The following is a 16453-nucleotide window of genomic DNA, read 5'->3' on the forward strand; positions in this document are numbered from 1 at the left end:
AACGAAACCCTTACTAATTTACAATAGTAGATACCGTTTGGCCGGCATATTCCTTTTGGGGAAGTACTAAAGTAATCATTTTGGTATCGGCCAATCCTTTTATCTTGATCTTAACATTTAGGGTCTTATGAAGATGGGAAGGATCTGCAGCATGGAGTTGATATTTCCCCGTTTGTGATTTCCTGAGCATCAATACTGCTGGAACATCTGTTGATATTTTGACTTGTTCATCATCAAACTGAGCACCATCAACATAAAACACCATTTGCCATAGTTTCAATCCGTGATGATATACTGCTTGAAGGTTTTCTGTATTGGATTTGATTATCACATTTTTCTTTTTCAAGTACTGTTTCATCGCTGTTGGACTTTCGATACCCGGCAACAAAATATAGACATACTTTCCATTTTCAGGTCGAATGCCGTGCTGCAAGCTTAATTGGAAAACAGATTTATCTTCTATTTTTTTATTGGCTTCTTCACCACCCATACTAATCTCACTCCAATCACTAACCCTTTTTTCGACAGATAAATATACTTTGCCTTTTTGAGGAAAGAGGTACCCCACGTGATCATGTAGTACCCAGTCCACCTGATCATTAAAAGTTAGATGGAGGTCTTTTTTATAAGGTACAACGCGACTACCGGTACTTAAGGTCAGCCCATTTTCTGAAAGAATCGCCTGATTTAAAGTCGTACTGACCCGATTAGGTAGTGTAGAGGTAATACCAGCTCCTAAACATACAATTTCATCATCAAACATAAACCATGATTTTTTTGCTGATGTTTGCAAGTCATTATTCATTATATAAGCTGTGACACCGTAGCGCCCATCCGATACACCACCCGAAAATGGATGGGTACCTCTCCTGTCTCCTACACCTGGCGCTTTATCTTTTATAATGGGTAGTGTATCCGGCAAGGTTGTGCCCGGTAGTTTTGCCCAATTCCACAAAGGAAATATATTGTGATATTCATTGCCTTTCAATTGGAGGTTCAGCGTTCCTTCCGATCCCCAAAAGCCTTTCATATTTTCTAGATTACCAATTTCCTGAGAATACTTTCGGTTAGATACCGCATGTATAGACATAAAGTATGAAGGTCGGCTATGCACGGTGTAATCGGTATTCCAATAATGCTTGTGAAAGGGTTTTAGGTTAAAGGACGCAGGTTTTTCTCCTTTCATTCTCTTCCGTATGTTGCTGTATTGTTCTTTTCCTTGAGGGTCAATTTTTTCCAGTCTTTCGAGATAGGACGAGTAGTCTTTTTGCGTCGCCCCAATTCGGGAAATACCTCTTCCCAGTACATTCCAATCCATCCATTGGCCTCGAATAACACCGAATATCGATTCTAGTATAAACTTTCGAAACAAATCTAGTTTTTCTCCTTGTAGTGCATACTTTGTTCCCAAAGTATAAGCAGCTGACTTAGTCACACAAGTCATAAACTCTGTCCCATAACCGCCATTATATAAATACCCATAATGCATATCATAGGAAAGATCATATTGAATCCCCTCTCCGGTTGTATACTGAATAGGCAAATAGGCTTCCTTAGCGCCTAACTCCACCATTTTTTCATTCCCTGATAGCGCGCCCATAAAGATCCAGCCCATGGCGATCTGCGTTTTATTGGCTCCAAAGTTAAATTTGTGCATGGGATTATTTCGGCCATTGCTCGTGATCGCAGTATCCTTACAGATCACTGCAATTGTTTTTTTTTCGACCAGACTATCTAAAGGCAACGCAGCAAACTTCATATTGATTAGGCTCAGCGCTAAAGATTGTGGACGTGTAATGCCTTGTTGATACCAATTGTCACAATACGGCAAGGGTTTATGGCTTGTAAAATAGTTCAGGCTTTTATTGATGGCTTCCCAAACCTTTTTATCTCCATAATAGCCGCTTTTAACATGTGAGTAGGCCAAGGTCATGGTTCTTATTTTTTCCAATACAGGTACCCAACTTGGATTGATTCGTTTATGATCAGTATAATCTAATGATTCGTATTTTCCAGTCTCTAAATTCAAATCTGAAAGGTTATCCTTGACTTGTTGATCTAGTTGCTTGACATCTTTCACTTCATCTATTTGCTCCTGGTGAACCCGTTGTAATATTGTATGGAATACCACATCAGATTGAGCTTCGACATTGTTAAAAAAGCTTGCGGCGAGTGTAAATAAAAAGGCTAAAAAAATAGGTTTCATCATGTTTAGCGAATATAAGTTTTAACAGAATAAAATCTTAACTTTCGGTAATAATATGAAAGCACTATCCCTCAGCTATATGCTAACTTTTCTGTTTCTGCAAGGCTTTGCTCAGCAGATCGGGAATATCGCCAGTCCGGCACATTTTAAGCGGGTGAATGCAACAGCTGGTTCATTTTCTTACTGGTTGCGGCATACGAAGCTTAAAAAAGACAATACAGTGTACCTTTTTAATGGCGAGAAAAAGCGGAATCAGCAAGCACAATACGCCGTGTTAGACATTAGTATTGGAAAAAGGGATTTACAGCAATGTGCTGATGCTGTTATGCGCCTTTACGCGGAATGGCTATATGCTAAAAAGCAATATGCAAAGATTGTTTTCCTGGCAACAGATGGTACGCCTATGGATTATACTTCCTGGCGACAAGGTTACCGTTTTGTACTGCGACAACAAAAATTGCAGAGGCTGAAATCTACAGGCGTTTCTGATGATCGAGCTGCTTTTGACAACTATCTACAAACTGTATTTAGCTTTGCCGGCACTTTATCCTTAAGCAAACAATTGAAGCCGGTAACACATCCGGATGATATTGTTGCTGGTGATGTGTTTCTGCAAGGAGGTTCTCCTGGTCATGCGGTGATCGTAATGGATCTAGCTATAAATGCTGCTGGAGAGAAGCGTTTCCTTTTAGCACAGAGCTATATGCCTGCTCAAAACATTCATATACTCAAAAATCCGCTATCCATCAGCCCTTGGTATAGTCATAAATTCGGAACTGAATTGAAGACCCCAGAATGGGTTTTTCGAGCCGGCTCGCTTTATCGCTGGCCATAAGGAATATTATCCTATTTTTGCGCAGAAATAATTGAATATGGACTCGAGCGAACTACGAATAGGGAATTATACATTAGACCATGGACACCCAGAGCAAATACCTTATGGATCTGACATTGATTCTTCTGGATTAATGGAACCAATACGCTTATCTGAAGAATGGCTAACTAAATTTGGCTTTGAGAAATTTGAGTTTGAATACGATGAAGGTACGGAGACTACTTATGTTCTGGAGAAGAAAAATGGGCATCAGTTTGTATTAAGTGAAGATTTTCAACCTATGGACGGCGAAATTGCCATGTTAGATTATAAGTTAGAATACGTTCACCAACTTCAAAATCTTTTTTACTGCTTAACCGGAGTGGAATTAACAATTATGGTTAGTTAACCGGATACTTTGGCATACGAATAACACCTTCATCAGATAGCAGCACATGAAGCGTTTTTGACTTCAATATTTTTTTGATGGTGGTTTTACGTCCATTCAAGTAAACCTGATTCTGTACTAATCTGATGCCATGGCTGTAATCCACCCAATCATATTTATGGCCGTTATACAGAGGCTGAATAGCCTTACCGTCTGGCTTATGCCAGCCGTAAATAACTACGCTTAAGCTCCCATCCGCAGCTGTAATTTTATTCGATATGACTACGTCCTTTTTATTTCCAGCAACAAGACTACCTGGCTTTGCTCCTATCCTATCCAGCTGTTGATGTACCAGCCCATTGTGATCTTCGAACACTGGAACAGTGATCATACGCATTGAAGGTGGAATAGGCTCGGGTGTTAATTTAAAAATGGCAGACTGGTAAATCCGGTTAGACATTTTTCGGGTTGGAAGACTACAGTCCAGCTTGTCCGCTATCTTTTGTGCTGCTGCCGCTGTTAATGGCGAATAAAAATAATCATCATCGGAACCAATAACCAGGTAATCTGGGGCTACAAAATATTTAATGGTAAACAGCTTTCCTTCAATAGTAGCGGTAGCTATGACAGGCAAAAAGTTACGGTAAAAATCTGGCACATTTCCCTGTCCCACCTCTTTTAGCATCAACCTTTCGCGCTCGACAGGAGAAAGCATGGAGTCACGGATTGTAGCGACAAATGCAGAACCCCTTAAAGCATTTACAGGGCGTTGAGGTATTTTTAAGTGCTGGGCATTAGCAGAACAAGTGATAAAGATCAAAAGAAAAAATAACGAGGTGATCAGTGGTTTCATCATAATTAAAGTTACGAATTTTCACCTTTGGGAATACTGTATCAATAATCAAATAAAACTCACCAAACACCATTAGCTATTAATTCAGTGCCAATACATAGCATCCATTTCTTTATTTTACTTCGTCATAAACCCTAACATAATCCACAATAAAATAATCTGGAAGCAGCGCCTTTTTAAGTATATCAGCAGGTGCACCTTCACGGTATCCATTACATTCTGTTGATAGCAAAATAAACTGTTCACGGTGTGAAACTGGATCTGAAACTCTCCATGATTCTTTACCATCCATATAAAATATATAACCTTCTGGACTCCAGTGGACCCCAAATGTATGAAACTCGTTATCACTAGGTTTCATTTTCAATTTGCCGGTTCCCTTGTGCTTATGGTTTTTACCGTAGCCATTCCAATGAACGTTTTGACTAATAATTCCATCCCGCGTAAAGTTCTCCATAATGTCAACTTCAACTCCAGAATCAGCAGGATCCAATGTACTGCCTATAACGGGTGATTGTAACCAAAAGGCTGCCCACCAACCTTCCTGAGTAGGCAACTTACAACGGACTTCATAGTATCCGTATTTGTGTAAAAACTTAGCAGGTTCCAGCTCAGCAATGGGCCAGGCCAGTTTCGTTTTTCCATATTGATTACCCGGCACATCCATAAAGTTGCGTCCAGTTTGTATCTGAGATGAAAAGTACTGACCATTCTTTTCATACAATTTCATCATCAAATGTCCTTTTCCGTCAAGCTCCACCGCATCATCGGTCCAGGTTTCATGTCGCGTTTGCATAATATGTAAACGGAAATCCCATTTACTCCGATCCAGTTTTTTTCCATCAAACTCATCACTCCAGACCAGTTTCCAGTTTTTACCTGAAGGAAGTTGGCTTTCACCTTCGCCAGTGCCTTTAAATGGTTTATTGTCTTGCGTGTACCCCTCAAAAACGAAGGAAAAGCTCATTAATACAAGTGCAATTATTTTAATCTTAAACATATTCATATTGTTATTTTCTTGTTTATAAATTTCATTATATATTACTTTCATAATTCCTGAGGATTAGTTGAGATTACATCTCGTTTATAAAACTTAATCAAGGCAACTAAAATCAGTACTCCACCAATTAAATAGGCAGTAGATAAAGAAGACAACCCATTGGAGAGTCCCATGCCCGGTTTTAAATAACCTAAAAGTACCGGGGCAATTGCGCCAGTAATAAAAGCGAACATAGATATGATGCCAACAGATGTTGATCTATATTGAGGCTCAATTACTGAAAATAAGGTGGTGTAAGTATTGGCTTCATAAATACCTCTGCAAAAGCCAAAAGCAGCAAGCATGACGTAGGTATAAGATGCACTTTGGGCTTGCCCCATTGCGAATATAAAAGGCGCTCCCAGTAGCAGACCAACTGATTGAATAATTAACCGGTTACCACTTGATTTTAGTGCGAATTTATCAGAGCACCATCCGCCAAAAATAACACCTGCAAAGGCAAATATATGATGGTAAAACATGGAGGAAAAACCGGCTTCCACAATAGATAGCTTAAATTTCTCGTGTAAAAAGGTAGGCATCCAGGTTAAGTAAGCAACATTTACAAATACAAGACAAGCGAATGCGATCCCCAATAATATAGCTGTCGGTTTTTTGAACAATGCTAAAACCGCTTCTTTTATAAAACCAGCACCGACATGATTTGTGGAAACGGTGTTGATAAGCTGGACTGATTTTATTCTCCAGGCCAGTAAGGCAGCCAATACAATTCCCGTCCCACCAAAAATATAAAATGCAAATTTCCAACCATACCATTGCGCAATCAAACCACCCAGGGTACCGCTCAAAATAACACCAGCATACAATGAAGTCTGATGAACGGACATGGCCAATGCCCTTGTTTTTTTATGATATTCCCCAATTAATGCATTTGCTGAGGGCGCATAAAAAGCTTCACCCCCGCCTACTGCAATGCTCCTGAATAAGATCAAATGAATCAAACCAGTACTTGCCCCGGTCAATAAGGTGGCGATACTCCAGAATAGCACACTGATCCAGATAATCCTTTTCTTACTAAACATATCCCCCACTACGCCTGCTATTGGAATAAAAATACCAATCACCAGTATGAAGAGTGAACTGATCAGCCCTAATTGAACGTCAGTTAACTGTAGATCAATTTTAATCAATGGCAATAAGATATTAAAGATCTGCCGATCTGCCTGATTAAAGAAAAAAGCCAGCCACAACCAGATCAGCAATTCCCATTTATAAAAATTTGTGTTACTTTTCATATGTCTTTTCCTTATTGTTTTTGATTTCTTTATTCCTGCTCAACAGCGTACATTGATCTAAATCGCCACAATAGGTGTTATTTAAATCAAAAAACTGCAATGACAAACTCGCTTCATTTCCATCAAAACCAAGCGCTTCAGAAAGTTCGACAGCTAAGTGGATACCGTTTGCTGGAGACACCTTTAGTTCTATCAATGGTTCCCTCCCCAACATGGTATCTGCATTATCATTATTTAAAAACAATTTCAAAACACCTTCCTTAAAAACTCCATATTTACCTTTAATCTGAATGCAACTGCCACTTACATCGATCGTCATAAATGAGCTGATTACTCCGACATCGTTCTTTGTGACGACCTCAGTTTCTTCCGGAATCTTGCACAAGAGCATTTGATATTCGAACGTCATCTGACTATCAGGTTGCATTTCAAATAGTGGAGACAATAATTCTATTTCCATATATGGAAAATTCTTACTGGGATCTTCGAAATATTCATTAACCCTATTTCTGGAGTACACCAGTCCTTTACCCTGTACCCATATCTGAACAGAAGTATCCTCAGGATAAATAGCTTTCTTATCATATTCAAATGTTGCAATCAACACATTGCCCCTTTTCTTATCACAAAATGCAACCCAGTTTGCATCAGTGTCCAAACCTACTTTCCCAACCAAATACTGATTAGTTACTTGAAAATTACCCGAACTGTTAACCTTGTATTGTGGGTTGTTCACCAATCCATGCATGACCTGAAATCCATCTTTGAACTTACTTTTTGGATTTAACGGGCAGATGATCTTATATCTATCTATGGTAGTGATATCAGGAGTATCCAATTGAATAACCGGCCATATAGACCATACTTTAGCTTTATTGCTTTTATTAATAAAAGTTGCTTTAACCAAAATTTTGGAAGAATCCTCGGAAAGCGTAATATCTTTAAGGATTTGCAAACCGGTATAAGGGTCAACGTCACTCTTTAAACTCACTTGATCTCCTGCTGTAGAATCGGAACTATCTGTAGAAACACTATAAAAACCGCCATCCAAAATAACATCAGGTGGCCCTGGCCACTGTTGCTCGGAATCCCATCCCTGGGGAGCCGGCCATATTTTTTCTCCGCCAAAGTTTAGCCAATTGGTTTTTTCTTTAAACCCAGCCGAAGCAATATCGACTCCATGAAGATTTACATTATTGAAAAGCAATTCCTCTTCCATCAATCCCAATTGGATAATCCTTCCGCCCAAATTAGGCGCCACACAAACAGTCATCCATTTGTTTTTCAAGGCAATAACATCCCAACCTTTATATTTAATATTTTGCTTTGACATGCTCTATTCTGGTAATTTTATGTGTGTTTTCAATTGAAAAATTATGGAATATCATTATTTACATATACTGTTTTGGCCGAAAGTCCTGGCCAGTTATCTGTACGAAATGGCGATGCCGGTAAACCTTCTATATTAGTCAGGTTACAGCCCTCAGGATTGTTTGCCCAGGCATATCTTACCGCTACCGGATCAGGTATCTGCTCGCTGGATACAATCACCTGGTTACCCTTGATTACTGCTGAAGCCCAAACAAATTTCTTATCCGCACCGGCTATCGAAAAGTACTTTAAAGCACCTCCCCCCTTGGCAGCTAAGCCCTGACCAATATTGCTGAAACTAATGATGATTTTATCGTTATCGACGCGCATCGATCGATACAAAGGACCAGAAGTCACCAAATCGGTTTCTTTATAGGCAATTTTCATTGCAGCAAGCGCCAAACGTTCGCCTACATCCTTTTTATTTGGCGGATGAATATTATTGGCAATCCCCAGGTCGATACCTACAGCCATGGCAGTATTAGCCTGTTTCGACAAACTCATCAATTGGGCTTCCCTTAACTCAGCCCAATAAGCCTCCGCTGGTACTTTTGATACCTCTTTAAAATTAACCAGTTGTTGATAAACAAAAGGGAAGTTACCTTGTCCCCATCTCGATCGCCAATCGTTGATTAATGCAGGAAAAAGATCGCGATATTCATACCCCCGAAGTTGATTATTTTCGCCCTGGTACCATACAACACCCTTAATTCCATAAGAGATAATCGGATTGATCATCGCATTGAACAATACGGTCGGTAACACAGCTGCCTCATATGCTCTGGGTCTTACCTCATTCTCTTTTTTGTCTGTTTTACTGTCCCAGGCCGCCATCCGCTCCTTATATAAAATCACTTTACTTGTTAGGGCAGCCGTATCCTTCAAAAAACGGATTGTTTTCGAAAATTGAGGAAACTTTTTCAATGCATCTGCACTCATCCACGCTTCTGCAGGAGTTCCACCATAACTAGCGTTGATCAATCCGATTGGGACATTATATTTTTCATACAAATGCTTTGCAAAGAAATAAGCTACGGAACTAAATGACATGATAGTATTTGGCCCTGCAATCTTCCATCCTGTCATTTTTACTGTACTTTGGGGCGCAGCACTATAGTTGCGATTCACTATAATCTGGCGAATATTGTCATTTGCAGACGCTGCTATTTCCTGATCATAACTATTTCTAATCGCTGCATCATCAGGGTACAACGATTTAAGGGCGTTAAAGTTGAAAGCCATATTGGATTGTCCCGAGCAGATCCAAACATCCCCAATCAAGATATTCTTGATCTTAAGTACCTCGGCAGCACCTTCAATAGTCATCAGATAAGGTCCTCCATGTAGGCTCTCCTTTAACGTTACAGCCCATTTACCATCGGCTCCCGCTACAGCACTGTAACTTTCATTTTTAAAATTTACGGAGATCTTCTCGCCTGCAGCAGCCCAACCCCAAATGGGTATTTTAATGTCTCTTTGAATGATCATATTATCGCCCACCAGCTGGGGCAATACGATGGCCGCTTGAACCTGACCTGTTGTCAAAATCCATACAAAAGCAATGATATTAAAAAACGTTAACCTAATCATCTTCATAAGTATATTCTATTTATCAGCAAACAAGTACTTCGACAAAACCTTCATCTGAGGCCTTTCTATACCATTCCGGGGTGCTACGGATAATCTATAGGTCCCCCATCTTGCACCGGCGGCCCAATAGGTGCCGTTGATACGATTTTGTTTCAGGTAGCCTAAAAAATTATCCAGCGTCACCAACCATCTTGGATCGTCATCCGGCACACCATATTCACCTAAAAAACCCCTGAGCTTATTTTCCTTTAACCATTTTACAAATGGAGCAACACGTAAAACACCAGTCTCCGGGCTAGCCTTTTCCTCATCATAAGTACCTTTATATTTACCTGATGCATCCCGGTCAAAATACACATGCGCCTCATAAATAATACGTTGAGCAGGATCTATTAATTTCTTTAAGTTATCACTGTATTGAACCCATCGCTCGGCCGAGCTCCAGCTATCACCACCGATTAAAATAGGCGTTTTAACATCCACCTTCCTAATCTTAGTGATCACAGCTTGGGCGATATCAAACCAATCTGTTTTTGAAAGCATATCATGAGGTTCATTCATGATTCCATACCCCCATATATTTCGCTGTTGTTTAAATTTTTCAGCGATTTTCATCCAGGCATCTGCAATATTTTCAATGGGGAATCCCGGAGAATTGATCAGTTTCAATTCTCCTTTTATATTTCTGCGACAATAGTTGTGCATATCCAGGATCACAAGTAAACCTCTTTCCTGTGCTTCAACTATAACTTTCTTGATTTTCTCTACTTCCTGAAGATCTAGATCTCCAGCTAAAACAGGCTGTATTCTCTCCCATACAAACGGAATCCGGATCAATTTGAACCCTTGAGACTTTACCTGGTCCATGCTTTTTGTTGTAGGATAGGCATAATCATTATTATAGACCCCATTAGATTTTCCAAATTCAGCACCTGCCAGATTGATCCCGAAAGGTGCCGCCTTTGAAGGGATTTTACCCGACTGGGCAACTGCAGATCCTAGTAAGGAGAACAGCATAAATAAGGTATAAAATATGTACTTCATGAGTTGAGTAATTAAATTCTTAAAAAACAGGCCCTAAAGCACTTTAATGATAAACTGTTTGATCATCGTCTTTTGTTCATCAATAGAATTGTTGTACACAACTATCGTAGCGGTATATGTCCCTTTGGTATTGTATTGATAATTATAGCCACTATAAGTTTTACCGGCGATGGTGTATACAGGAATTTCACCAGCCAATGGTTTTACAACTACCGGCACATCGGGATTAATTCTGCTTACATATATAGGCTTGCTGACTACCCAGGATATATTATTAGGTGCAGTGGCAGTACCACCAACAACTTGCAATTGTGTTGCTGTGGACACCCAATTTGCCGTAGAGCTACCTATTTTAAGTTTTGTCCAGTAGTTTAAATCTGCAGCAAGCGTAACTTGTGGTACAATATTGCCATCAGGCAAAACATTATTCACCGTTAAATTAGTGATGGTCCATGTTCTTTGAGCGGTTCCCGTAAGCCCAGTATATTTAAAAGCAATAAATAGTGAATCGGATGTACCGGTAATTAAATCGGCCATATTGATGGTTCCGCTCGCAACTGCCCCACTGCCAATTGAAAGTGTGGCCCGGCTCGTAATATTCGTCCAGTTGGCAGCAACAATATTTTCAGCGTCAAGCTTGGCCAATTTATTTGTCGCCAAAACCTGGAGGGTGTTTGCTTGTGTACCAGTCTGCGCATTTGACGTAAATACGAGTTGTGGAACGCCTTGAGCAACTGTGCGATTAGCATACAGATAATTACGTCCAATCTCACCACTGTAAAATAAAATATGTCCGGAGTTTCCGCTCATGAAGAACTTAGCCGTATCACCAACCTTATAATAAAGCGTATCGTTCTTTAAATACGCAGGATCTACGGAAATGGTCAAACTTTCAGGATTATCTACTTCTATCTTTTTGCTGCAGGCATTCAAAAGCAAGCAGCACAGGAGTGCATAAAAAATATATTTCATCTCTTTTATTTATTAAATGTGTTGCTTACCAACCGGGATTCTGTATTAGTTTATTATTTAACTGCAATTCAAGACTGGGTATCGGTAGTAAAAAGTGTTTTTGACTTACTGCAGGAAGTATAGTCCTGATCATATTTGGATTTCGGTGTACCAGAAGGAAAGGTTGCGTTTGCCTGCACCAATAGATTTTGCATATCCGTTACAAAGCTGCCCCAGCGTACCTGGTCCCATTTTCTGATGCCTTCAAAACAGAGTTCCCTCATTCTTTCTACTTTTAAGGAGTCCATAAATGCATTTTTATCTAAGTTGGGGCTCAGATCACAGACCGCATTCGGTAGATTTATAGGTACTTTAAATGCCCTTCTTCTTACGGCATTGATCGCATCATAAGCAGCTTTCGTTGCTCCGTTTACCTGATTTTCGGCTTCCGCTTTCATTAAGTAAACATCTGCGAGTCTTAATAACGGGATATTAGTAGAATTGTAAGCACTTTGACCACTTCCACCTAATCCCACAAAAGTGCTTTCGTACATTCTGCGGAACTTTCCAGCTTGAATGTACCAAGGACTAGTTACAGGGGTAGTTACTGGTGAAAAATTGACCGGAACGGCTTTGTAAAAGAACTTCGGGCAATTCCAATTTGACCTAACAGAATCCCATACCGCATAGGAGTCTACAAGTTTTTTTGTGACGTAGGCTGCTTGTCCGCCACCAGGACTATTCGTTATGCCAATAAGCATGGTATAGTTACTTCCTTCAGTACTGCTTGTACCATATAAACCGGCCTCCCAGATCGATTCTCTTACATCGTATTTATCCTGCATTAAATTGATAAATACCTGTTTGTAATCCGTAATAAGTGTATGATCAGGTGATGTGATGAGTTTGTCGGCCCAGGTTATCGCGTCTTCATATTTTGAAACATCTACAGATATTCCTGATGCACCAGGACTTGCCATAGTCAAACAAACTTTTGCTAAAAATCCCTGTACAGCATCTACAGTAACTTTTTCAGCATATCCCAATGATTTGGCTGTAAAATTCGCCTTGCCAAGTAAGTCCTCTGCTTTAGCCATGTCACTTAATATTTGTGCATAAACTGCCTTAACAGGAGTTCTGGCCACGCTTACATCACCTGTTACAGACTGTGTTGGATCGATAATTAAGGGCACATCGCCATAACAAACCACCAACAAATAATAAAAGTAACCACGTAAAAACAGGGCTTGCCCTTTTATGATGTTCTTTTGCCCTTGGTCTACACTAGCATTATCTAAATTTGCAAGCAACAAATTGGCCCTTTCAATTCCGGCGTACAATGCCTGCCAGGCCAATCTGGCACTATTGGAGCCAGCGTCATAGGAAAATGTATTTTCAGGATAAAGGCGGGCTGTACTTTCATCGCAAGTATATGCCCACCTAAAAAGCATATCAGCATTAAAACCATACAGTGCTCCGCCATTTGTAATCACATCATAAACGCTGTTAAGGGCCGTTTGTAATTGGGTACCTGTTGAATAATAATTTCCAGGAGTAATAAAGCTGGTTGGTTTGGTATCTAAAAAATCCTTGCAAGATGTTAACCCCGCCATAACCAGAATGAGAATTACATATTTTAGTTTCATAATAATCAATTTTAGTAGTTAAAAGGTCGCGTTAAATCCAAATACAACAGTTTTTGGCATTGGGTAAGCCATATAGTCAAACCCAGGCGATTGAACAGTATTTCTTACTGATACATCAGGATCAGCACCGCTGTATTTTGTCCATGTATATAAGTTTTGAGCGGTAACATATAACCTGAACGCCGATATTTTTATACTTTTCAACCAATTAGCAGACAGATTATAGCCCATCGATACTGTTTTTAGTCGTAAATACGAACCATCTTCAATTACTCTTGAATTGTAGCCGGCATAGTTAGTGCCTATCCCTACAGGGATATCGGTATGCTGATTTGTCGGCGACCAGCGGTTCGCCATGGAGGCCATTAGATTAATCAACTTATAAGTACCATCTGCTGGCGCTTCAAAAACGATCCGGTTCGCATTGATCAGATCATTACCATATGACCATTGCAGGAACACATTTAAATCAAAATTTTGATATTTGAAATTGTTCGTAAAACCGCCTGTATGAATAGGTAGTCCACGCCCGATAATCGTATAATCCTTAGGGTCAATCACCCCATCATTATTCAAATCTTTATACTTCCCCCAACCAGGTTGTGGTGTTGCTGCCGATGTATAGTAAGGTATTCCAGGCTTTAGCTTATAAGTTCCATTTGGCATTTTATCAAAATCAGCATACTGATATAAACCATCGAATACTACACCATACATTTGTCCAACAGGCTGCCCCACTACAGAAATATATGGCGACAAACTATTGTAAGTATTGAGCTGGCCCAAACCTACAATGGTTTGGGATGGAAGCGTTAAATAAGAAGCTCCCTGGGTAAGCGCTAATAATTTATTACGGTTAAAGCTAATGTTGAACGAACTAGACCAGGAGAATTTAGGCCCGTTAATATTTGCAGTGGTAACGGTAAACTCTACGCCGGTATTCTGCATTTTTCCAACATTTTGAATGGCATTGGAAACACCAAGTGTAAGCGGTACGTTAGCGTTCAATAATAAATTACTCGTTGTTTTTTTATACCAATCTGCAGTAACCTGAATGCGCTGTTCAAATAGGCCTAAGTCTATCCCAACATTCGACATAGCAGTAGTTTCCCATTTTAAATCCGGATTACCGATGTTCGCAATCGTTGCGCCCGATCCGCCAGCCTGATTGTTGTAGGTATAACCTGTAAAACTAGTTGCTGAGGCGAAGCCCAAACGCGGCAGATAATCGAAATCGCCAACCCGGTTATTTCCCGTCTCACCATAACCAATTCTGATTTTAGCATCTGAAATGGTCTTGATATTTTTCATAAAATTCTCATTTATGATCCGCCAGGCAAATGCCCCTGATGAGAAATATCCCCATTTGTTGCCGGGAGAGAATTTAGAAGAACCGTCCGCACGAAAAGACCCCGTTAAAAGATATCTGTCCTGATAAGCATAATTTACTCTACTCAAAAAAGAGGCCTGGGTAGAGATGGAAGAACTGGCTGCCGTAACACTATAACTCGCTCCTGTGCTGGACCATAAAGTTGGGGCCAGATTCAACGAGTTTAAACCCAGTCCCTCATAGTCTGTAGGAATGTGCGTTGTCGCAAAACCACGAATACTAGTTTTTGTCTGCAAAAACGTGGCACCACCCAAAATGGTTAGACGGTGGTTGGTGTTAATCCTGGTATCATAAACCAGTGTATTCTCATTTGAGAGGACAGTTGAATTTCCATAATTAATCGAACCACTAACACCATTACCCACAGTAGCCCTGCCTGGTATCGTGTCCCGGCCATAATAAGTTTTAGAGTTATAAAATGCATCTGCCTCGGTGTTATTGGTGGTATAGCCACCGGTAGTCTTAAAAGTCAATTTTTTCGCAATTTTATATTCGAGATAGGCATTTGCGAATAAATTAGTAGTAGGACTTTGCCTCAATTGATTTTGAAGATCAATAATAGGATTCAGCCTCGTATCATTCGGTAATTGCTGATCGTAACCGTCATCACCCTGATCCTGCAATCCAATATAGTTTCCGGGTGTTGCAGGCCAAGACCATACACCATATAATATTCCCGCAGAACCATTTGAACTGGTCAGGCCCGTCGCTACCCCCTGCTTCGCTATCGGCGATCCAGAAGCATTGGAATACGCGTAATTCGCAGTAATACCTACTTTAATTTTATCGGTTATCGTCTGATCGAGGGTAATACGCACTTGATAACGTTTGAAAGCTGAAGTGATGATAATTCCTTTTTGATCTATATAGTTTCCTGAAATAGAATAACGGGTTTTGTCGGTCCCCCCTCTTACTGCCAGATCATAGTTTCCAATGCGTCCATTTTGATAAAGTCTGTTTTGTAAATCCACAGTTGGTTCATTCCTGTAAGATTCCAGATCAGGATGTCCTGGGTAAATAAAAATCGGTGTAGTGGTACCCGGATTTGTTTCCAGTTGAAGCTTAACAAAATTGTAAGCGTCGAGCATCGCCATGCGTTTTGTATTCTTCTGCAGACCATAATAGGCATTAAATGAAACAACAGGCGGCCCAATTTTACCTTTTTTTGTTGTAATCACAATTACACCATTTGAGCCCCTTGCGCCGTAAATAGCCGTTGCTGAGGCATCCTTTAAGATATCCATTGATTCAATATCGGCTGGATTAATGGAGTTTACTGAAGCGTCTTCCAGTGGAAAACCATCCACCACATATAAGGGGGCATTGCTTTGGCTTAGGGAATTGGCGCCGCGGATAACAATATTAGCCACAATACCAGGTTGCCCGTCTGAACTATTTACCTGAACACCTGCAACACGTCCGGCAAGGGCATCAATAATGTTTGTAACCGGAGCTTTTTGCACCTCATTTAAATTTACAGAGCCAATCGATCCGGTAATATCTTTTCGGTTTATGCTACCGTAGCCAATCACTACAATTTCATTTAGTCCGGTGTTCTGTTGTTTTAAAACCATATTGATTACCGTTCGTTTTGTAACGGTAATTTCCCTGGTTCCGTAGCCAATAGATGAGAATACCAAAATGGCGTTATCCTCAGCTACTGAAATTTTATATTGCCCTTCATCATTAGTCCTGGTCGATACATTTGTATTTTTAACTTTGACATTAACATCCCTTAACGGTACGTTCTTCTCATCAGTTACTTTTCCTATAATTACGACATCGGCAGTTCGTTTCATAGCTTGTGCATGATCAGAAGCAGCGACTTGAATGAAAGCCACTATCCAAATCATGAAGATCAATTTCGCTGAGAGCAGAAATTTAGCCGGAATGCAGAAATAAGAC

The 16453-nt window shown here is 40.1% G+C and carries 12 protein-coding genes; 2 read left to right on the forward strand and 10 right to left on the reverse strand.

Features of this window, described 5'->3' with window-relative positions:
* Positions 1-13 precede the first annotated feature (13 nt).
* On the reverse strand, positions 14-2209 hold the full coding sequence (locus EZ444_RS02690) for a polysaccharide lyase family 8 super-sandwich domain-containing protein (protein ID WP_225874608.1): 2196 nt from the start codon (positions 2207-2209) through the stop codon (positions 14-16).
* A 52-nt stretch (positions 2210-2261) separates the two neighbouring features.
* On the opposite strand from EZ444_RS02690, the gene EZ444_RS02695 reads away from it, so the two are divergent.
* Positions 2262-3041: a DUF4846 domain-containing protein gene (locus tag EZ444_RS02695; RefSeq protein WP_131606964.1), complete on the forward strand. Its 780-nt coding sequence runs from the start codon at positions 2262-2264 to the stop codon at positions 3039-3041.
* Between the two features lie 37 nt (positions 3042-3078).
* Entirely contained in the window at positions 3079-3429 is a 351-nt protein-coding gene (locus EZ444_RS02700; RefSeq protein WP_131606966.1) for a hypothetical protein, read from the forward strand.
* Here EZ444_RS02700 and EZ444_RS02705 read toward each other — a convergent pair.
* The 9 genes from EZ444_RS02705 to EZ444_RS02750 form a co-directional block, all read right to left on the reverse strand.
* Positions 3422-4264 (reverse strand): hypothetical protein, encoded by an 843-nt coding sequence (locus EZ444_RS02705; protein WP_131606967.1) that lies wholly within the window; start codon positions 4262-4264, stop codon positions 3422-3424. The genes EZ444_RS02700 and EZ444_RS02705 overlap by 8 nt on opposite strands.
* Positions 4265-4373: 109 nt before the next feature.
* The gene (locus EZ444_RS02710; protein ID WP_131606969.1) at positions 4374-5312 is read right to left on the reverse strand and encodes a glycoside hydrolase family 16 protein; all 939 of its coding nucleotides are present in this window, start codon (positions 5310-5312) and stop codon (positions 4374-4376) included.
* A complete protein-coding gene (locus EZ444_RS02715; RefSeq protein WP_131606971.1) occupies positions 5309-6556 on the reverse strand; it encodes an MFS transporter in 1248 nt (415 codons plus the stop codon). Before EZ444_RS02715 ends, EZ444_RS02710 begins: the two co-directional genes overlap by 4 nt.
* Entirely contained in the window at positions 6546-7889 is a 1344-nt protein-coding gene (locus EZ444_RS02720) for a DUF4380 domain-containing protein (protein WP_131606973.1), read from the reverse strand. The genes EZ444_RS02715 and EZ444_RS02720 overlap by 11 nt, the downstream gene beginning before the upstream one ends.
* A 41-nt stretch (positions 7890-7930) precedes the next feature.
* Positions 7931-9523, reverse strand: coding sequence for a sialate O-acetylesterase (locus EZ444_RS02725; protein WP_131606975.1), 1593 nt, complete (start codon positions 9521-9523; stop codon positions 7931-7933).
* 9 nt (positions 9524-9532) lie between these two features.
* On the reverse strand, positions 9533-10561 hold the full coding sequence (locus EZ444_RS02730) for a glycoside hydrolase family 5 protein (protein ID WP_131606977.1): 1029 nt from the start codon (positions 10559-10561) through the stop codon (positions 9533-9535).
* Positions 10562-10594: 33 nt separating this feature from the next.
* Complete coding sequence (locus EZ444_RS02735) at positions 10595-11533, reverse strand: DUF5017 domain-containing protein (protein WP_131606979.1); 939 nt, start codon at positions 11531-11533, stop codon at positions 10595-10597.
* Positions 11534-11601: 68 nt separating this feature from the next.
* Positions 11602-13158, reverse strand: coding sequence for a RagB/SusD family nutrient uptake outer membrane protein (locus tag EZ444_RS02745; protein ID WP_131606983.1), 1557 nt, complete (start codon positions 13156-13158; stop codon positions 11602-11604).
* 18 nt (positions 13159-13176) lie between these two features.
* Positions 13177-16401, reverse strand: coding sequence for a SusC/RagA family TonB-linked outer membrane protein (locus tag EZ444_RS02750; protein ID WP_225874609.1), 3225 nt, complete (start codon positions 16399-16401; stop codon positions 13177-13179).
* Between the last annotated feature and the right edge of the window lie 52 nt (positions 16402-16453).

The sequence above is a fragment of the Pedobacter hiemivivus genome, from assembly GCF_004331685.1.
Classification (GTDB): Bacteria; Bacteroidota; Bacteroidia; order Sphingobacteriales; family Sphingobacteriaceae; genus Pedobacter; species Pedobacter hiemivivus.